This is a genomic window from Rhizobium sp. PEPV16, from assembly GCF_008919455.1.
In the GTDB taxonomy this organism is placed as follows: domain Bacteria; phylum Pseudomonadota; class Alphaproteobacteria; order Rhizobiales; family Rhizobiaceae; genus Rhizobium; species Rhizobium leguminosarum_Q.
On sequence record NZ_VSZV01000312.1, the window covers coordinates 22,825 to 40,778 of the forward strand.

Here is a 17,954-nt window from a genome sequence, read left to right on the forward strand (position 1 = left end):
CGTCACAGGAATCCAGCCACGGCGCGTCCGCGCCGTGAATGACTCTCATACGACGAGGTCGTTCTCCCGCGCCCAAGGACTCGGGCGCACTTGATTCCTGTGACAAGCACAGGAATGAGGGAGGTTGGGTTGGCGTTCTCGTCGTCAGCCAAGCACGCCTTCAGCAACGCTCGACACCCTTTGCCGCCAGGATGCCATCAACGGCTGTCGACGTCAGAAATTCCGACAGCTGCCTGGCAGCTTCTGCGTCCGTTGACGCGGCGCTGATGCCAATGGCGAAGTCGATGTAACTTTGCAGTTCTGCCGGAAACCGACCGACAAGCATGACCTCGGGAGCGGCGGCGAGAATCGAGGTCACGGGAACGACACCCAACTCGGCCTCCCCACGGCCTACGGCCGGCGCAGTCTGCCCTCCTGATATGGCCACCAGCTTTGGCTTCACCTCATCGGCTATTCCCAAGCGTTCCAGCAAACCGGAGAAGTAGCCGCCGCTGCTTCCTTCACTGGCGTAGGCGATCGATCTGGCGCTCTTCAACGCATGTTTGAATGCTTCCACCGACCCGATGTCGAGCGGCCGACCGCCTGCCTTGGCCGCCACCCCCATTGCTATCCGGCCAAACGCGACCTCGCTCCCCGCCTTGACTTTTCCCAAGGCGGCCAGATCCTCAACCAGGTTAGGATTGGTGATGACGAGGTCAAAAGGCTCCCCAGCTTCAATCTGTTTCTTGACGACAGGATTGAGCTCCCACTTGACCGTAACTGTGAATTCTGTGTCCGTTTCGAACTGGGATATGAGAGCAAGGACGGCGGGTCGGACCGCAATAGCGCCAAAAAGTCGGATTTCCTTGGTCATCGCCGAAGTCCGCTCCGATCTGTCTATCCTGTCCAACAGACCCTAGGGCGTCGCACCGAAGAATGCCAGCCGGGTGAAGATCGTGTAGTCTGCTTCCGATACCATCAGCGCCACGAAAACCAGCACCAGCAGCGGCGGCAGCAGGATGGCGTAGACGAGCGCCAGCCGTTCCCAGGCCATGTGCATGAAGACGGCGACGATCAGCCCAGCCTTCAGCATCATGAACACCAGGATCAGCGTCCACCTGAGATAGCCCTGGATGCCGAGATAATCGACCATGTAGGAAAGGGCGCTGAGCACGAAGAGCAGGCCCCAGACGAAGAGATAGAGCCGAATCGGGTGCTGCTGTCCGGTGTGTTCTTGTACATGCACCGTTTGCGCTTGTGCATGCGCCGTTGTCTCGCTCATGACGACCTCACCACAGATAAAAAAACGCGAAGATGAAGACCCAGACCAGGTCGACGAAGTGCCAGTAGAGGCCCATGATCTCGACGGCCTCGTAGCGGCCTCTCCGGCTGGTGAAGAAGCCGCGCCGTTCTACGTCGAAATCGCCCCGCCAGACCTTGCGGGCGACGATCAGCAGAAAGATGACGCCGATCGTGACATGGGTGCCGTGAAAGCCTGTTATCATGAAGAAGGTCGATCCGAACTGTGCCGCGCCCCACGGGTTTTCCCAGGGGCGCACGCCTTCAGTGATCAGCTTCGTCCATTCGAAGGCCTGCATGCCGACGAAGCCTGCGCCGAGAACGGCCGTGAGCAGCATCAGCATGGCCGTCATGCGGCGGTCGCGGCGATAGCCGAAGTTGACCGCCATCGCCATGGTGCCGCTGCTCGAGATCAGCACGAAAGTCATGATCGCGATCAGGATCAGCGGAACGTCCTGGCCGCCGATATGCAGCGCGAAGACCTCGCTCGGATTGGGCCATGGAACAGGCGTCGACATCCGGGCGGTCATATAGGCGATCAGGAAACAGCCGAAGACGAAGGTGTCGCTCAAGAGGAAGATCCACATCATCGCCTTGCCCCAGGAGGCGGTCTTGAAGGCGCGCTGATCCGAGCTGAAATCGGCGGCGACACCGCGCAGGCCGACCGGGCTGAGGCCTGGCTCGCCGTGTGTCTGGACAGGATGTGCCATCTGCAAATCTCCTAACTGAGCAGTGTGCGGCAGAGATCGACGAAATCATTCGCCCATCCGGCAAAGAGCGCGAAGAGCAACAGCCAGACGGCGAGCATGAAATGCGAATAGATAGCGGAAAGATCGACGCTGAGGCGCAGCCTCTCCGGCGCAACGTCGGTTGAAAATGCCCTGACTGTCGTATGCGCGAGCACGGCAAGCCCGCCGAGGATATGCAGGCCGTGCAGGCCGGTCAGCAGGTAGAAGAAGCTGTTGGAAGGGTTGTCGGCCAGCACGTAGCCGGCCGCCGTCAGCTCCCGCCATGCCTGGATCTGCCCGATGAGAAAGAAGATGGCAAGCGCAAGTCCTGCAGCAAGCGCCGGTCGCAGCACCTCCATGCGGCCATGCCCTGCTTCTCTTTTCGCCCATTGCAGGGCAGCGCTGCTTAAGGCCAGTGCCGCAGTGTTCACCCAGAGCAGCCGGGGAACAGGCGTCGCCCACCAGTCGGTCGACGCCATGCGCATGAAATAGGCGCTGACAGCAAGGCTGAAGACGGCACCGACGACACCGAGAAACACGAAGAGCCCGATTTTCACCGCCGGCGCCGGCAGCCTTTGCCGCTCGGCACCGTCATGACCCGGCAGCTGCACCGACCCGGTTTCGAGCCAGGGCTTCGAGGTCAACCGCTGCCCGGAAAGCCACCAGAAGATAATGGCGGCGACTGCGGCAAGGAAGATCAGCATGACGTTCATGCGTGGACCTCTCGTGTGACGCCGCCGCCTGACGGCACCGTCTGCGGAATGAAATCCTCGGCCGCCCCCGGCACGCTGTAGTCATAGGCCCAGCGGTAGACGACCGGCAGATCCTTTCCCCAGTTTCCATGGGCGGGCGGCGTCTGCGGCGTCTGCCATTCGAGCGTCGTTGCCCGCCACGGATTGCCGCCGGACTCCCTGCCCCGGAAAAGGCTCCAGACCAGATTGAACAGGAAGACCATCTGTCCAGCCCCGACGATCAGCGCCATGACGGTGATGAAGATATTCAGCGTATCGGCCGAAGGCGGAACGAAGGCCGTCTCTCCCATCTCGAAATAGCGGCGCGGCACGCCGAGCAGGCCGAGATAGTGCATCGGAAAGAAGATCGCATAGGTGCCGAGGAAGGTGATCCAGAAGTGGATATGGCCGAGCACGTCGTTCAGCATGCGTCCCGTCACCTTCGGATACCAATGATAGATCGCCCCGAAAATGACGAGGATCGGCGCCACACCCATGACCATGTGGAAATGCGCGACGACGAACATCGTGTCCGACAGCGGCACGTCGACGACGACGTTGCCAAGGAAGAGGCCGGTCAGGCCGCCATTGACGAAGGTGACGATGAAGGCGAGCGCAAAGAGCATCGGCAGGGTCAGGTGGATGTCGCCGCGCCACAGCGTCAGCACCCAATTATAGACCTTGATCGCCGTCGGGACGGCGATGATCAGCGTCGTCGTGGCGAAGAAGAAGCCGAAGGCCGGGTTCATGCCGCTGACATACATGTGGTGCGCCCAGACGACGAAGCTGAGCGCGCCAATGATGACGATCGCCCAGACCATCATGCGGTAGCCGAAGATGTTCTTGCGCGCATGCGTGCTGATCAGGTCCGAAACGATGCCGAAGGCCGGCAATGCGACGATATAGACCTCCGGATGCCCGAAGAACCAGAAGAGGTGCTGGAACAGGATCGGGCTGCCGCCGCCATGCTGCAGCTGCGTGCCCATTTCGACGATGGCAGGCATGAAGAAGCTCGTGCCGAGCAGGCGATCGAACATCATCATGACGCAGGCGACGAAGAGGGCGGGAAAGGCGAGCAGCGCCATCACGGTCGCGGTGAAGATGCCCCAGACCGTCAGCGGCATGCGCATCAATGTCATGCCGCGAGCGCGCCCCTGCAGTACGGTCACCACATAGTTCAGCCCGCCCATGGTGAAGCCGATGATGAAGACGATCAGCGAGGAGAGCATCAGCAGGATACCCCAGTCCTTGCCGCCAGGCGTGCCGGAGAGAACGGCCTGTGGCGGATAGAGCGTCCAGCCGGCCCCCGTCGGACCGCCGGGGGCGAAAAAGCCCGCGGCGAGGATCAGCACTGCGAGCAGATAAATCCAATAGCTCAGCATGTTGGCGTAGGGAAACACCATATCGCGCGCGCCGACCATCAGCGGAATGAGGTAATTGCCGAAACCGCCGAGGAACAGCGCGGTCAGCAGATAGATCACCATGATCATGCCGTGCATGGTGATGAACTGATAATAATGATCGGCATCGATGAAGGTGAAATAGCCGGGAAAGGCGAGTTGAATCCGCATCAGCCAGGAGAGCACTAGCGCCACCAGGCCGATTGCGATCGCCGTCAGCGAATATTGGACGGCAATGATCTTGGCATCCTGGCTGAACACATATTTTGTCCACCAGCTTTTCGGATGATAGAGCTCGACATCCTCGACTTCGGCAGTGGGGATAGCGCCTGCGCTGTCGGATGGAATCTCAACCATGATCTCTTCCCCTTCGTCTCCTAGCGATCTGCGACCGCTGCGGGGTTCAGTTTGCCGGCGGCATCTCTCCCGATGACGCCGTAAGCTGGGTGAATGTCTGCTGCTGTCCGAGCCAGGTCTGGTAGTCGGCATCGGCTTCGACCACGACGGTGCCGCGCATTTGCCCATGGCCGACGCCACAGAGTTCGGCGCAGAGGATGTCGAAGGTCCCTGTCCGCGTCGGCGTGAACCAGAAATAGGTGATCATGCCGGGTATCATGTCCATCTTGGCGCGGAATTCCGGCACGTAGAAATCATGGAGCACATCGACCGAGCGCAGCAATATGTGCACCGGCTTGCCGATCGGTAGATGTAGCTCGCCGCCCTCGATGATGACGTCGTCAAGGCCGCTCGCGTCGTTTTTATCAAGGCCGAGCGGGTTTTCGGGGGTGACGTCGCCGGTCTCAGCGCGGCCGAGCTTTCCGTCGGCTCCCGGCAGCCGGAAACTCCACAGCCACTGCTGGCTGACGACCTCGACCGATGCGGCATCGGCAGGCACCGTGATGAACTGGTTCCACACGATCAGGCCGGGCGCCAGCATCGCCGCGACGCCGACCGCCGTTCCCCCTCCCAGCAGCAATTCCAGCCTGCGGTTCTCGGGCTCGTAATGTGCCCGGTTGCCGGGCTTGTGCCGGAAGCGGAAGACGCAATAGGCCATGAACGAAACCACCGCCACGAAGACGATGCCGGTGATCCAGAAGGTGATGACGAGGGTGGTGTCGATATAGGTCCAGTTGGACGCGATCGGCGTCCACCACCACGGGCTCAGCACATGGAACAGCACGGAGCCGACGACAATCAGGACGAGGATCAGCACGACAGCCATGTCCGCTCCTCCTCGAGCAGGTCGACCCGTGAAACCGCATTCCGCAAAAAGTCCGTGTTTATTATCGCACAGATAGAAAATATCGGCAATTACGGCAATTTAGGCATGCACCCCCAGGCGCGAGCCGCCATTTGGAGTATTGCCCGTCATTGGGAATATTGCCCATCACTTGGAATATTGCTTGAGATAGGCGATGAGATTGGTGATTTCCTGGTCGTCCTTCACCCCGACGAAGGCCATCTTCGTACCCTTCACCTTCCCCTTCGGATTGTGCAGATAGTCGCGCAGCGCCGTCTCGTCCCAGACGAGACCGCCCTCGCCGGCCGCCTTCATTCCGGCCGAATAGGCGTAATCGGGATGCGTTCCGGCCTTCCGGCCGAACAGCCCATTCAACGACGGGCCGACCTTGTTCGTATCGGAATCGGCGACATGACAGGTCGCGCATTTTTTGAAAACGGCCGCACCCGCCGTCGCATCGCCCTCCTGCGCCCCGGCGTTACCAGGACAAAGAGCAATGACGGATGTGGCGATCAGCAGAACAACACGGTAATCCACGGCAAACCTCATCCTCCTCAAGGTCGCCAGCCACTCACACCCTCCGCTATCTCTCGCGTGTGGGTGGTGGTTGCCATGGCATAAAGCTTAGTCCTTCGCGGGTGCAAGTCAATCGGTTCCGCAATTGCGGCATGGATCTTCGCTGCCGCGCGCCCCGCCTTTCATGACTTCCGCTCCGGCAAATCGCCCTGCCCAACTAACCCTCTCACAATCTCCAGGAAGCGTTCGCCGCTCGCCGACAATGCCGGTGGGCGCCATGCGGCGGCAATCGGCAGGGATGGCGGCGGCGGCAGGACGGGGCGGTAGGCGACGCCCGGCCGGACGGCTTTCGCGATGCCCGAAGTGACGAAGCCGAGACCTGTTCCGGCCGCCACGAGGCCAACCAGCGTCGTCATCGGCGTCACCTCCTGGACGATCCGGGGGCTGATGCCCTCGCCCCTGAAAAGGGCTATCACCCGGTCGTATATGCTGGGACCGATCGCCCGCGGCGCAAGCAACAAGGGCTCGCCGGCAAGATCGGCGACGCGGATGACCGGCTGCTCCGCCAGCCGGTGCGTCGCCGGAAGCGCCAGCACGAACGGCTCGTCCGGCAGGGAGTGGATGATCAGATCCCGCGAAAGCGGTGGATGCAGCACGCCGAGGTCGATGTCGCCCGATGCAAGGGCGGCTTCCAGCAAAGGCGAACTCATCTCGATGAGATCGACCTCGACCTGCGCGTAGCGGGCACGAAACGCCTGCACCGCCTCCGGCAGGACGCCGTAAAAGGCGATCGGCGTGAAGCCGAGCCGCAGGCGCCCGACCTCGCCGCGCACCGCCCGCAGGGCTTCGGCCTTCGCCAGCCCGGCATGCCGCACCGCCTCGCGGGCCGGGCCGAGGAAGGCCGCGCCCGCCGGCGTCAGCGCCACGCCGCGGCGGTCGCGCTCGAAGAGATCGGTCCCGACCTCGCCTTCCAGCACCCGGATCCGTTGGCTGAGCGCCGGCTGGGTCAGGTTCATCCGTTCCGCCGCGCGGCGGAAATGCAGGTCTTCGGCAACGGCCACGAAACAGGCAAGCGTGCGGATGTCCAGGACAGCCTCCTGATGCGAAATGCCTATCACAGGCGACAGGATTACGATTGGAAAATTATCAACATCAGCGGCATTTTCAAAGGACCGCCAACAAGGGAGCAGGATCATGAACGGATCAATCCTCACCGCCGCGACGCTCGCCATCGCCTTCAGCCTCGCCGCGCCCCAGAGCATGCAGGCTGCCGAGGGCGCGCAAGCAGCGCCCGAGATTCTCCGCCGCATCTCTGCGAGCCGGATCGCCGTCATCTCCGACGGTGATTTTCTCGCCCGGACTTACGGCACCGCCGAGCTTGCGCCGCGAAATGCCGGCTATCGCGATCTGCTGACGATCATGTCACCAGTCGGGGAGAAGATCGTCACCGGTTCGATACCGGTCTCCAATTCGGTGACCTCGGCGCCTGAAATCCTAGCCCTCAGCGAAGACGGGCAAACCGCCTTCGTCACTGAAAGGCTGGGCGAACGTCCAAAGGGCGGCAACAGAATCAGCGACCTGCCGCCGGGCCGGCGGCTCTTCGCAGTCGACCTTTCGGATGACGCGGCACTCCGCCTCTCCGACACGGTGGAGATCGAAGCCTTCCCCGAGGCCTTGTCCCTCAGCCCGGATGGAGAGAGCGTCGCCGTCGTTTCCAACACGCCGGAGGCGAGCTTCGTCCAGATCGTCGCCTATCGCGATGGCCGCTTCAGCCGCCTCGCCCGGTTCGACCTCGCCGACCTCGGGGTGAGAGGATCCGAGCCGGCCCCGCGCGGCGGCGTGACCTCGACCAACGTCCACTGGCATCCCTCAGGCCGCTTCCTGGCAGTCAATATCAACACGCAAAACCGGGTCGCCTTCTTCGAGGTCACCGGAGCCAACGACGCGCCCATTCTGCGCCCATGGGGCAATGTCGTGGAGGTTGGCGCCGATCCCTTCGTCGGCCGTTTCACACCCGACGGGCGCCATTATCTCACCGCCAACTGGGGCCGGAACTTCACCGCCAAGAACCTGGAGGGCCGTATTCCGCAGACACCATCGACGATCAGCGTCATCAGGCTCGCCGATCCCGCTACATCGCCACAATCGGCTCGCCACGATCTCCTCGGCGGTGCCGAGACCGGCCTCTCCTCCGAGGGCATCGCCATCAGTCCGGACGGCCAGCTCGTCGCCACCGTCAATATGCGCGGCACAGCCTTCCCGCCGGGCTCTGCCCGCTTCCACCGCGACGCCAGCGTCACGCTTCTGAGTTTTGATCCGGCAACCGGCGCCATCGCCAGGCTCGCCGACTATCCCTTCGAGGGTTCCCTGCCGGAAGGCGGCGCCTTCGATCGGACAGGAGACCACTTCCTCGCCACCGTGTTCCAGGGCCATGACGGGGCCGGGCCCGAGGCCGGCCCGGGGCTCGAAGTCTTCCGCGTCGCAAAAGGCGACCGGCCGGCGCTTAAGCGGCTCGGCCGCGTGCCGCTGCCGCACGGCGTCCACCATGTCGATCTCGCACCGTAGGACGCCCGCAGATTTGCGCAGACGGCGAAGGTGGGGGAATATTATTCAATATCGGACTGATGACCATGCGACCTCAGCTGCCGCCATTTGGCTGCGCCCCGATCGAAAGCGCCTCCTTTACCGCCAGCTCGGCCATGGCGAGAGCAGCCTCGCGGGTCCTGGCGGCGGCGATGAAGCGGCCGTTGTGGCAGAAGCTTGCACCCTCTATGCCGCACACCGCCTCCAGTGCACCATTGGTGAGCCCGGCCCAGGCCGCCGGCAGGTCGGCCCTGAGCTCGAACCCTTCCTCGGCGCGGCGAATGCCGGTCACGCACCAATCCTTTTCACGCGGGTGAACGACGAACAGCAGGTGATCGGCACCCGCCTTGACGATGGCGGGACGGAAGGGCATGCCCCTCGGCAATTCCAGAACACGCCCCTGCCCCGCGGCCTCGATTGCCCGATGCACGATCGCTTCGGCCCGCAATTTTGCGGCACTCTGGGCGATCCTGGCCTCGACGAAACTGCGGGCAATGGCAAGGGCCGCGTGGAAGGCACGATCGTCGGCCTCAGGGTCCGCTTCGTCGAAAACCGGTTTCAGGGTTTCCAGCAGCACCGGCAGCGTCAGCCCGGCCAGCGGCCCGGATGGGCTGAGCGCGCCATTATCAGTCAGATCGATCGGCAGCACGAAGCCGGCGTCGAAAGAGCCATGCATCGCCTCGACATGCGCTTCGGGAAGGTCGGAGGCTGCGAGATAGTCACGGCCGTAATGCTTCCAGATCAGCCCGAACGAGCTGTAGGGCTGGCCATCGTCGCGCAACGGCGCGCCGCGCTGGTGGTGATCGAATATCCCGGCAGCGGGGTCATAAGCTCCGCCGACATCGTAGATGATCCGGTCTTCGCCCGGCGTGATCCACTCCGGCGCCCGGCTGCGAACGATACGCGCCTGCGGGAAAAGCCGGGTCAGGATGACGCTCGACAGCAATTCATCGGCATGAAAGCCACCGGAATGGGTGACGAGGAAATCGGGGATCATGGGAGCTATGCGCCTTGTCGTTCGCGGAGAGTCCGCTTGCAGGTCGGCACCAAATAACCGTTGCCGGCTGCTATCTCAACCCATACCTTAAATCGGAGAGGATTTAAGAATAAAATGATGCAGCAATCCAATGTGTTACAGCGTCCTTTCGCACCACGCCAAGATACCGGTCTCTAGTTGAATTCATCGAAGCCCCTGAAGGGTGCATCAGGATAAGAGGCAGTCCGTGGAGATCCCTCAGCACTTTCACGTTGTCGAGACGGCCGGATGGCTTGTGAACCACCGCATGAACTCCGCCCTTCCCGGTTACCTCATGATCAGTTCCAAGACCGACACCAACGATCTGTCGGATCTGCCCGAAGACGCTTTGGCCGAATTCGGCCCGTTGCTTGCAAGGGCTCAGAGCACGCTGAAACGGCAATTGAATGCTCAGCGCGTCTATATCGGCCGGTACGGGCACATGCCCAGTTATCCGATCCACTTCCATGTGATCCCGATATATGACTGGGTGGAGGAGTTGTTCTGGAAGGACGCTCGATATCGCCTGCTCGAGAATTTTGCAGAAGGACCGGGGGAAACTGCAACGGATGGCGCAGAACTGACGCTGTTTGTCTGGCGCGAGTTCTGCGAACGCGCAGAGCCGCCGCCGATCAGAGGGCCTTCGGTCTCAGAGGCCATCGAGCTGCTGCGAGAGGCAATGCGGTTTCCGCCGCTTTAGATCATGCATGTCGCCGGAAAATGCCCAGCGGTTTTGGCAGGACGGCATGCATGAAGAGAAAGGGGTCCAAGACAGCGCCGGCCTCGTGACCCCTGGCGATCCTATGGCCGAAAAGCGAGGTCGAAGGTCTCCGGCCGTCTCGACCAATAATCGCCGATCTCCTCCATGAGATCGAAATTCCCGGGCATCCATCAATCCATGACGTATTGGATATGATGCCGGCCGTGCACGGCCGATTTCTGGACATGGGCGCGAACGCCGAAGACCCGGCCGTATCCTCGGTCAGCACAACCTCGGGCGCACCGGAGGCAACGATCTCGCCTTTCTGAAGCACCGCCAGCCTGTCGCAGAACATCGCCGCCAGATTAAGATCGTGCAGCGCGACGATGCAGGTGATGCCGAGCTTCGAGATCAGCGAGAGAATGTCGAGCTGATGCTGGATATCGAGATGGTTGGTCGGCTCGTCGAGTAGCAGTTCGCTCGGCGCCTGCGCCAGCGATCTGGCAATATGGACGCGCTGACGCTCGCCGCCCGACAGCATCTGCCAGAGTTGGCCCGCCCTCTCCTGCATGCCCACCCGCGACAGGGCCTCGTCGACGGCGGCGTCGTCTCCGGCACCCCAGGACGACAACAGCCCGCGATGCGGCGTGCGGCCGAGCCGCACCACTTCGCGCACGGTCAATTGCGTATCGGTCGTCGACTGCTGCTCGACGAAGGCGACGCGACGCGCAAGGGCTGCGCGCGGTAGCGAGGAAATGTCGTCGTCACCCAGCCGGATGATGCCGCTGCGAACCCTGCGCAGCCGGCAGATCAACCTGAGAAGGCTGGATTTGCCGGAACCATTCGGTCCGAGCAGGCCGAGCACCTTGCCCTTTTCCACCGTCAGGCTGACGCCGTTGACGATGACGATATTACCGGCGGCAAAGCTCACCTCGTCGATGCTGATGCTCATGCCTTCCCCCGCACACGATAGAGGATGACGGCGAAGGCCGGTGCGCCGAAGAGCGCGGTGACGACCCCGATCGGCAGGATCTGCCTGCGGGATGATGATGCGCGAAATGATATCGGCGCCGACCATGTAGATCGCGCCGCCGAGCGCCGTTGCCGGCAGCAGCCGCCTATGCGCCGGTCCGACGAGGAAGCGGGCGGCATGGGGGATGACGAGGCCGACGAAGCCGATCGAACCCACCATGCTGACGACGCTTGCATGGCTTCATGCCGCAGTTCGGTGCGCGAACTGTCCCCGCGCCAGCGGGACTTGCGAAAATTATCCGTTGATATGGTCCAGCGAATGGTCTAATTTTCCAGAAGAAACTGGGTTGCACTGGTCCTGGGGAGTGCGAACGATGCGAGTGTCTGTGACGGATGCCAAGGGGCAATTGACCGAACTGGTCCGGCGTGCCGAAGCCGGGGACGAGGTCATTCTCACCCGGCACGGTCATGCCGCCGTGAAACTGGTTCCGATGAGGGCAGCGCCCGATCGGAAATCCCGCCGGACGCTCATGGAAGCGGTGCGGGCCTCCGCCATTGCCAAAGCCGCAGATGGGCCGCCGGCCGCACGCAGCCAGGATTTCCTCTATAGCGATGACGGCCTGCCCGAATGATCGCCGTCGACACCTCCGCCCTGATGGCGATCGTCCTTGGCGAACCACAAGCCGATGCCCTGATTGCCGTCCTCGAAGCCGAGGATGATCTCCTGATCTCCGCCGGCACGGTCGCCGAAGCCTTGATCGTCTCGGCCCGTCGCAACGTCGGCGATGAGATGGAACAACTGATCGACGGCCTCGGCTTCGAAATCGTCGCCATCACCCCTGCCTCCGCCCGCCGCATCGCCGAAGCCTACCGCACCTGGGGCAAAGGCGCCCATCCCGCCAGCCTGAACTTCGGCGACTGCTTCGCCTATGAGGTAGCTAGGGAACATGGATGCCGGCTGCTATTCGTGGGGGACGACTTCGTTAGGACCGATATAGAAAACGCGCTTTGAACGATGCGGCGGTTGCCAGCACCGGCCGCCCTACAACGCATCCAGCGGAATCTTCAAATACCGCCTGCCATTTCCCTCCGGCTCGGGCAGCCGCCCGCCGCGGATATTCACCTGCAGCGCGTGCAGCATAAGCTTCGGCTTCGGCAGCGTGCGGTCGCGCGCCTGCCGCAGCGCCACGAAGCCTGCCTCGTCGATGCCTGATATATGCGGGTTGGCGCGTTTCTGGGCGGCGACCGTACTTTCCCAGCGCGGGTGGCGGCCGCCGGGCTGGTAGTCGTGGCCGGAAAACAGACGAGTTTCCTCGGGCAGCGACAGGATCGCTTGGATCGAGTGCCAGAGAGCCTTAGCGCTGCCGCCCGGGAAATCCGTGCGCGCCGTGCCCGAATCCGGCGTGAACACCGTATCGTGCACGAAGGCGGCGTCGCCGATCAGATAGGTAATCGAGGCAAGCGTATGGCCCGGCGAAAACATCACGCGGGCTTTAAGCGCACCGATCTCGAAGGTGTCGCCATCGGCAAAAAGCCGGTCCCATTGCGAGCCGTCGGTTTCAAGCGCCGGCCAGTTATAGATCTCCTTCCAGAGCTTTTGGACGTCGGTGACATGACTGCCGATTGCGGTCGGCGCGCCGGTCCTCTCATGCAGATAATGCGCGGCGGAGAAATGATCGGCATGCGGATGGGTGTCGAGGATCCACTCGACCGTCAGCCCTTCGCTTTCGATGTGAGCAAGGATGGCATCGGCATTGACCGTCCCCGTCGCCCCCGACATCTCGTCGAAATCGAGCACCGGGTCGATGATGGCACAGCGTTTCGTCTCCGGGTCGGAAACGACATATTGCACACTGCAGGTGCGGGGCTCGAAGAAGGCCGTCACATGAGGTGCCTGCCTCGCCCGTTTCTCCAGAAAATGTCGCGCGCCAGCAAGATCGAAGCCGAGGCTTTGACCGAAAGCCTCGACGTCGCCGGGCTGCATCCGCCCGTCGAGTACCTCGCCCAGCGCATAAAGCGTCAGCGCCCGAGTGCCACTCTTGCAATGGGCAACGACCGGCCCCTTCGCTTGCGTCATCGCTGCCTGGAAGGCGCGGATATCGGCCTCGGTGACCTCGGACCCCTTCACCGGCACGAAGCCATAGGAAAGCCCGGCGGCGGCGGCCGCCGCCTTTTCCGCAGCATTGCCGGGCTGATCCGGCTCCTCGCCATCCGGCCGGGCATTGATGACGCCGGCAAAGCCGCGCGCCGCGAAATCGGCAAAGTCCGCGGCATTGGGCTGGCCCGCCACCGATATCAGTTCATTGACCCTCACGGATGTCATCGAAGCCCCTGCGCGCCCGTATCATGCAGCATCGCATGTATTAGGTTACACTCTCACAAGTATATCTCCGAGCGCAAGAATAGCTTCCGCCCGGCGCGTGCGTGATTAAAACGACAGCGTCGCCGCACCTTCCTTGATCTCAGCATGCATGGCGCTGGCGCCGACGATGACGACGCCGTCGAGCATGTCCTCCTGCGTGTAACCGCGCGAGGTGACACAGGGCGGGCAGGCCCAGATCGTGCCGCCGCGCTGCTGGAAATTCTCGATCAGGCTCGCGAGCGGATCGAGCGGCGGCACATGCGTCATCTGCTGGCCACCCTTGCGCACCAGGTCGATCCCGGTGCTGGTAAGGAAAACCGAGACTTTCAGCCCGGCGGTGATGCCGCCATTGGCGATGGTGAAGGCGACGGAGGACAATTCGGATTCGATGCCCTTGGTGACGAGCACGACCAGTTTGTCGGTTGCCGTTTGCATAGTATTCTCCTTCAGTGGGTTTGAACGCACTGATGATAGGAGGGCGCGCGGCGCGCGTATTTGGCCGGAATGCGTGAAGCCTTGTCCGAAAATCCAGACGCTGCGGGTGTCGCGCGCGACGACGTGCTGTCGGCGCTGCTTTCGACGATCCGCCTTTCGGGATCGCTGCAATTCTGCTTCATGCCGACGGGCGACTGGCAGACCGATGCCGCGCCGTCGCTTGCAAATCTTTCGGCAAAGGCATCGGGCACGATGCCGTTTCACATCGTTGTGGCCGGCCGCTGCTGGCTGAAAGTGGAAGACGAAGAGACCGATCTCGAGGCCGGCGACGTGCTGGTCTTTCCCTTCGGCACCGGACATCAGCTCGGCGCGGGAAGAGACGGCAAGCTGGTGCTCCCGACCCGCGACCTGCCACAGAAGCCATGGCGTGAGATTCCCGTGCTGCGCTACGGCGACGAGACACAAGGCGTGCGGCTGCTCTGCGGCTATCTGCAGTGGGATGGGCTGAGCTTTGCGCCGCTTCGGCGGGCCCTGCCCAGACTGATCCATGTCAGAACGCGGGCCGCCAATGACGGCGACTGGCTGCGCACCACCATCCGCCAGATGGTCGAGGAGGTCGACCGGCCGCGTGCCGGTGGCGTCTCGATGCTGCCGCGGCTGACGGAAATCATCTTCATCGAGATCCTGCGCCACCAGATCATGATGGCCGAGCCAAGCTCGGTCGGCTGGCTGGCAGCGCTTGCCGACCCGGCGCTGTCGCGCTGCCTCTCCCTCATTCACGACGATCCCAAACGTGACTGGTCGCTGGAGCAATTGGCTGCGGCATCGGGAATGTCGCGAAGCGCCCTCGCTGATCGCTTTCAGACGATGCTCTCGACATCGCCGATCCGCTATATCCGCGACTGGCGGCTCTATCTCGCAAGCGTCGCGCTCGCCACATCGGGTCAGCCGATCGCGGCGATCGCCTATGACGCCGGCTATGCCACCGAAGCCGCCTTCAACCGCGCCTTCTCCCGCGCCTTCGCCACCCCACCGGCGGCCTGGCGGGCGACGGCGTCCAAGAGAGGCTCATCCTGAGGTGCCCCGAAGGGATCGTGTCGCTGCACGTCTGAATATACCGAAATCTCGCGATATCGGATCGACCGGAGAAAATAATGAGGCCAGTCGGAATCAGGATTGCGGCGGTAATGTTCTCGGTTGCCGTTTGGGCTACAGCCGCAATGCACATTCCGATGATTGAGACGCACACATTGATACTGGCGCTCGCCAGATAGCCTGGCATGTCATCGCCAATACGCCACGAGTGCAATCGAATATCCGACGGCGCGGGATTGAGGGTGTACCGGACCGATGAGCGGCAGCGCCTCGAAGGACGAGGCGGGTGCGCCGGCGCCAGATGGATGCAGGGAGCAGCGTTGCGGCGTGCCCTTCGAAGCTCCGCCCTACGGGCTACACGCCTCAGGATGAGGGCTGTTGGTGGATGCCGCTCTAAGCCGCCACCGGCCCCCGGTCGCGCGCCGCCTTCATGTCCCTGACCGGCGACAGGCCGAACATGCGGCCGTATTCCCGGGTGAACTGCGGCACGCTCTCATAGCCGACGGCAAAGGCGGCGTGGCTGGCCGGGACACCTTCGGCAAGCATCAGCCGCCGCGCCTCGATCAGCCGCAGCTGCTTCTGGAATTGCAAGGGTGAGAGCGAAGTGACGGCGCGAAAATGCTGGTGGAAAGAGGATGGGCTCATGCCTGCCACCGCAGCCAGCCTCTCCACCGGCACGGTCTCGGCGAACTCGGCGCGCAGCACTGCCACCGCCCGCGCCACGCGCCGCACATGGCCATCCGGCCAACCGAGCCGGCGGATCGCCGAGCCATGGCGGCCGGCAAGCAGCCAGTAATGCATCTCGCGCACCAGCTGCGCCTGCAGCACCGGCACCGAGGCCGGGCGGTCGAGCAGGCGCATCAGCCGCAGCGCCGCATCCGCCACCTCCGCATCGGTCGGCTCGACGCGCACCGGCGCGCCATCGGCCACCCGCGCGAGCTTCATCTCGACGCTGAGCTCGGCGATCAGCGCCGGGTCGAGGTCTAGCACCAGCGAGTAATAGGGCCGGCCGACGCTTGCCGCGGTGATCTCGCTCACCGTCGGCACATCGGCCGTGATCAGCAGCGAGTCCCCAGCGCTGAAATCGAACACGTCATCGCCCATCGTCACGCGCTTGGCGCCCTGCACGACAAGCGCCACCAGCGGCTTGGAGATCGCATATTGCATATCGCTCGGCATCGTCGCGCGGATGGTGGCAAGGCCTGGAATCGGCGTGCGCACCAGGCCGGAGAGATCGGCATGGGTCTCGGTGTAGCGGCGAACGGCTTCCAATAGCGTCTCTGTCATGCCCTGGCCTCTCCTGCAGTCGAGCTACCCTAAGCCGAAATTGGAGGTTTAGGCAATATCCCTAGCGATTCCGGCAACACCGCCCGCCTTCCCTCTGGGATAGTCACGCCGTCAGAGAGACGAGACGCCTGATCGCAGCGGATCGCCGAACGCAAGGAGGTCTTCGATGACTGAAATCTCCCATGCCGGCACCGGATTCGGCGGAATAGGCAAAATGTCAGGCGCTTCGGGCAACGGGCCTCGCCCGCTTTTTCCGATCGTCGCATCAACACACCACGAAGGAGTTTCGAAATGAGCAAGATTGCAATCGTCACCGGCGCCAGCCGCGGCCTCGGCCGCAACACGGCTGTCAGCATCGCCCGCCATGGCGGCGATGTCATCCTGACCTACCGCAGCGGCAAGGCCGAGGCCGAAGCCGTGGTCGGCGAAATCGAAGCTATGGGCCGCAAGGCTGTCGCCCTGCCGCTCGATGTCGGCAATGTCGCAACCTTCCCCGCCTTCGCCGATCAGGTCCGTAAGGCGCTCCGCGACAAGTTCCGGCGCGACAGCTTCGACCACCTCGTCAACAATGCCGGCCACGGCGAAATGGCGATGTTTGCCGAGACCACCGAGGCGCAGTTCGACGCGCTGTTCGACGTCCATGTCAAGGGCGTGTTCTTCCTCACCCAGGCGCTGCTGCCGCTGCTTGCCGATGGCGGCCGCATCGTCAACTTTTCCTCCGGCCTCACCCGCGTTTCCTATCCCGGCTTCTCCGCCTATTCGGCCGCCAAGGGCGCAATCGAGATCCTCACCGTCTACCTCGCCAAGGAACTCGGCAGCCGCGGCATTACGGTCAACACCGTCGCGCCCGGCGCCATCGAAACCGATTTCCTCGGCGGCGCCGTCCGCGACATGCCCGACCTCAACAGCCAGTTCGCCGGCATGATCGCGCTTGGCCGCGTCGGCGTGCCCGACGATATCGGCCCGATGATCGCAAGCCTGCTCGGCGACGACAACCGCTGGATCACTGCCCAGCGCATCGAAGTCTCCGGCGGCCAGGTCATCTGAACTCGCCTGCCGCCAGACAGCAAAAAGCCCCGCCAATCATTGACGGGCTGTTCCTCCTGAAAATCGCTTCGGCATTACGTCCTCCAGCGCCGCGCGCCTTTTCCCGCACCTTCGGCGCCCAAGAGAGCCTCATCCTGAGGCGCCCATAGGGCCTCGAAGGACGAGGCGGTCTCCGACTGCGAGCAGGTTGGAAGGATCAAGTAGATGGATTGGCGACGCCGGTTTGTTCCATCTCCTTCTGAACGACGCAGAACGTGTTGCCGTCCGGATCAGCCAGAACGATATAGTCCGCGCCTTCGGGATAGCGCCAATCCACACGCTGCGCTCCAAGAGACAACAGCCGCTCGACCTCGGCTTGCTGATCGGATGCATAGAGATCGAGATGATGGCGCTGGTGGGTGCTGGGGTCGGATGAAACGATCGTGATCGCCATCTGCTGTCCTTCGCCCGTGACCGGGACAAGAATGGCCCAATCTTCCGACGGCTCTCGCAAAGGTTTATAATTCAAGGCCGCGCACCAGAATTCGATGGCGCGCGCAACATCCCTTACACCCCAGACAATCGA

The 17,954-nt window shown here is 62.9% G+C and carries 19 protein-coding genes and 2 pseudogenes; 6 read left to right on the plus strand and 15 right to left on the minus strand.

The annotated features are described in order from the left end of the window. Positions 1-160: 160 nt before the first annotated feature. The 8 genes from FY112_RS18565 to FY112_RS18600 all read right to left on the minus strand — a co-directional run bounded on the left by FY112_RS18565 (position 161) and on the right by FY112_RS18600 (position 7,089). Positions 161-853, minus strand: coding sequence for a substrate-binding domain-containing protein (locus FY112_RS18565; protein ID WP_181018242.1), 693 nt, complete (start codon positions 851-853; stop codon positions 161-163). Between the two features lie 42 nt (positions 854-895). Further along, complete coding sequence (locus FY112_RS18570; RefSeq protein ID WP_151519027.1) at positions 896-1,261, minus strand: cytochrome C oxidase subunit IV family protein; 366 nt, start codon at positions 1,259-1,261, stop codon at positions 896-898. A 7-nt stretch (positions 1,262-1,268) separates the two neighbouring features. Next, the gene (locus FY112_RS18575) at positions 1,269-1,988 is read right to left on the minus strand and encodes a heme-copper oxidase subunit III family protein (protein WP_029870510.1); all 720 of its coding nucleotides are present in this window, start codon (positions 1,986-1,988) and stop codon (positions 1,269-1,271) included. Between the two features lie 11 nt (positions 1,989-1,999). After that, positions 2,000-2,719: a cytochrome c oxidase subunit 3 gene (locus FY112_RS18580; protein WP_151519028.1), complete on the minus strand. Its 720-nt coding sequence runs from the start codon at positions 2,717-2,719 to the stop codon at positions 2,000-2,002. Beyond that, positions 2,716-4,494: a cytochrome c oxidase subunit I gene (gene ctaD / locus FY112_RS18585; protein WP_017961024.1), complete on the minus strand. Its 1,779-nt coding sequence runs from the start codon at positions 4,492-4,494 to the stop codon at positions 2,716-2,718. Before ctaD ends, FY112_RS18580 begins: the two co-directional genes overlap by 4 nt. 46 nt (positions 4,495-4,540) lie before the next feature. Then, complete coding sequence (locus tag FY112_RS18590) at positions 4,541-5,359, minus strand: cytochrome c oxidase subunit II (RefSeq protein ID WP_017961025.1); 819 nt, start codon at positions 5,357-5,359, stop codon at positions 4,541-4,543. Between the two features lie 165 nt (positions 5,360-5,524). After that, a complete protein-coding gene (locus tag FY112_RS18595) occupies positions 5,525-5,914 on the minus strand; it encodes a cytochrome c family protein (RefSeq protein ID WP_026158740.1) in 390 nt (129 codons plus the stop codon). Positions 5,915-6,075: 161 nt separating this feature from the next. Next, positions 6,076-7,089 (minus strand): LysR family transcriptional regulator, encoded by a 1,014-nt coding sequence (locus FY112_RS18600; RefSeq protein WP_017961027.1) that lies wholly within the window; start codon positions 7,087-7,089, stop codon positions 6,076-6,078. On the opposite strand from FY112_RS18600, the gene FY112_RS18605 reads away from it, so the two are divergent. Next, positions 7,088-8,458: a hypothetical protein gene (locus FY112_RS18605; protein WP_017961028.1), complete on the plus strand. Its 1,371-nt coding sequence runs from the start codon at positions 7,088-7,090 to the stop codon at positions 8,456-8,458. The genes FY112_RS18600 and FY112_RS18605 overlap by 2 nt on opposite strands. A gap of 73 nt (positions 8,459-8,531) precedes the next feature. Here FY112_RS18605 and FY112_RS18610 read toward each other — a convergent pair whose 3' ends face one another. Then, entirely contained in the window at positions 8,532-9,473 is a 942-nt protein-coding gene (locus tag FY112_RS18610; RefSeq protein ID WP_017961029.1) for an MYG1 family protein, read from the minus strand. A 226-nt stretch (positions 9,474-9,699) separates the two neighbouring features. On the opposite strand from FY112_RS18610, the gene FY112_RS18615 reads away from it, so the two are divergent. Then, positions 9,700-10,191, plus strand: a complete 492-nt coding sequence (locus tag FY112_RS18615; RefSeq protein ID WP_077978599.1) for an HIT family protein — start codon at positions 9,700-9,702, stop codon at positions 10,189-10,191. 191 nt (positions 10,192-10,382) lie between these two features. Here the strand turns inward: FY112_RS18615 and FY112_RS18625 are convergent. Together FY112_RS18625 and FY112_RS18630 are read right to left on the minus strand one after the other, a co-directional pair. Continuing rightward, positions 10,383-11,143 (minus strand): annotated as a pseudogene (locus FY112_RS18625) (ABC transporter ATP-binding protein). Next, positions 11,140-11,398, minus strand: a pseudogene (locus FY112_RS18630) (iron chelate uptake ABC transporter family permease subunit); the annotation flags it as partial. The pseudogenes FY112_RS18630 and FY112_RS18625, both read right to left, overlap by 4 nt. Before the next feature lie 139 nt (positions 11,399-11,537). Here FY112_RS18630 and FY112_RS18635 point away from each other — a divergent pair. Together FY112_RS18635 and FY112_RS18640 are read left to right on the plus strand one after the other, a co-directional pair. Beyond that, positions 11,538-11,795 carry a type II toxin-antitoxin system prevent-host-death family antitoxin gene (locus FY112_RS18635; protein ID WP_017961033.1) on the plus strand — a complete coding sequence of 86 codons (258 nt, stop codon included), beginning with the start codon at positions 11,538-11,540 and terminating at the stop codon, positions 11,793-11,795. Beyond that, positions 11,792-12,175: a type II toxin-antitoxin system VapC family toxin gene (locus FY112_RS18640; protein ID WP_017961034.1), complete on the plus strand. Its 384-nt coding sequence runs from the start codon at positions 11,792-11,794 to the stop codon at positions 12,173-12,175. Before FY112_RS18635 ends, FY112_RS18640 begins: the two co-directional genes overlap by 4 nt. A gap of 30 nt (positions 12,176-12,205) precedes the next feature. Here FY112_RS18640 and blh read toward each other — a convergent pair whose 3' ends face one another. Then, on the minus strand, positions 12,206-13,486 hold the full coding sequence (gene blh, locus FY112_RS18645; RefSeq protein ID WP_017961035.1) for a bifunctional sulfur transferase/dioxygenase Blh: 1,281 nt from the start codon (positions 13,484-13,486) through the stop codon (positions 12,206-12,208). A 105-nt stretch (positions 13,487-13,591) separates the two neighbouring features. After that, entirely contained in the window at positions 13,592-13,960 is a 369-nt protein-coding gene (locus tag FY112_RS18650; protein ID WP_094085636.1) for a DsrE family protein, read from the minus strand. Between the two features lie 69 nt (positions 13,961-14,029). Here FY112_RS18650 and FY112_RS18655 point away from each other — a divergent pair, with 69 nt between their 5' ends. Then, positions 14,030-15,037 (plus strand): AraC family transcriptional regulator, encoded by a 1,008-nt coding sequence (locus tag FY112_RS18655; protein WP_017961037.1) that lies wholly within the window; start codon positions 14,030-14,032, stop codon positions 15,035-15,037. 411 nt (positions 15,038-15,448) lie between these two features. Here the strand turns inward: FY112_RS18655 and FY112_RS18660 are convergent, their stop codons facing one another. After that, positions 15,449-16,342 (minus strand): AraC family transcriptional regulator, encoded by an 894-nt coding sequence (locus tag FY112_RS18660; protein WP_017961039.1) that lies wholly within the window; start codon positions 16,340-16,342, stop codon positions 15,449-15,451. A gap of 291 nt (positions 16,343-16,633) precedes the next feature. Between FY112_RS18660 and FY112_RS18665 the strand changes: the two genes are divergently transcribed. Further along, entirely contained in the window at positions 16,634-17,389 is a 756-nt protein-coding gene (locus FY112_RS18665) for an SDR family oxidoreductase (RefSeq protein ID WP_017961041.1), read from the plus strand. Between the two features lie 196 nt (positions 17,390-17,585). On the opposite strand, the gene FY112_RS18670 is transcribed toward FY112_RS18665, so the two are convergent. Continuing rightward, positions 17,586-17,954, minus strand: a 369-nt coding sequence (locus FY112_RS18670) for a VOC family protein (protein ID WP_210384805.1), incomplete at its 5' end; no start/stop codon positions are given.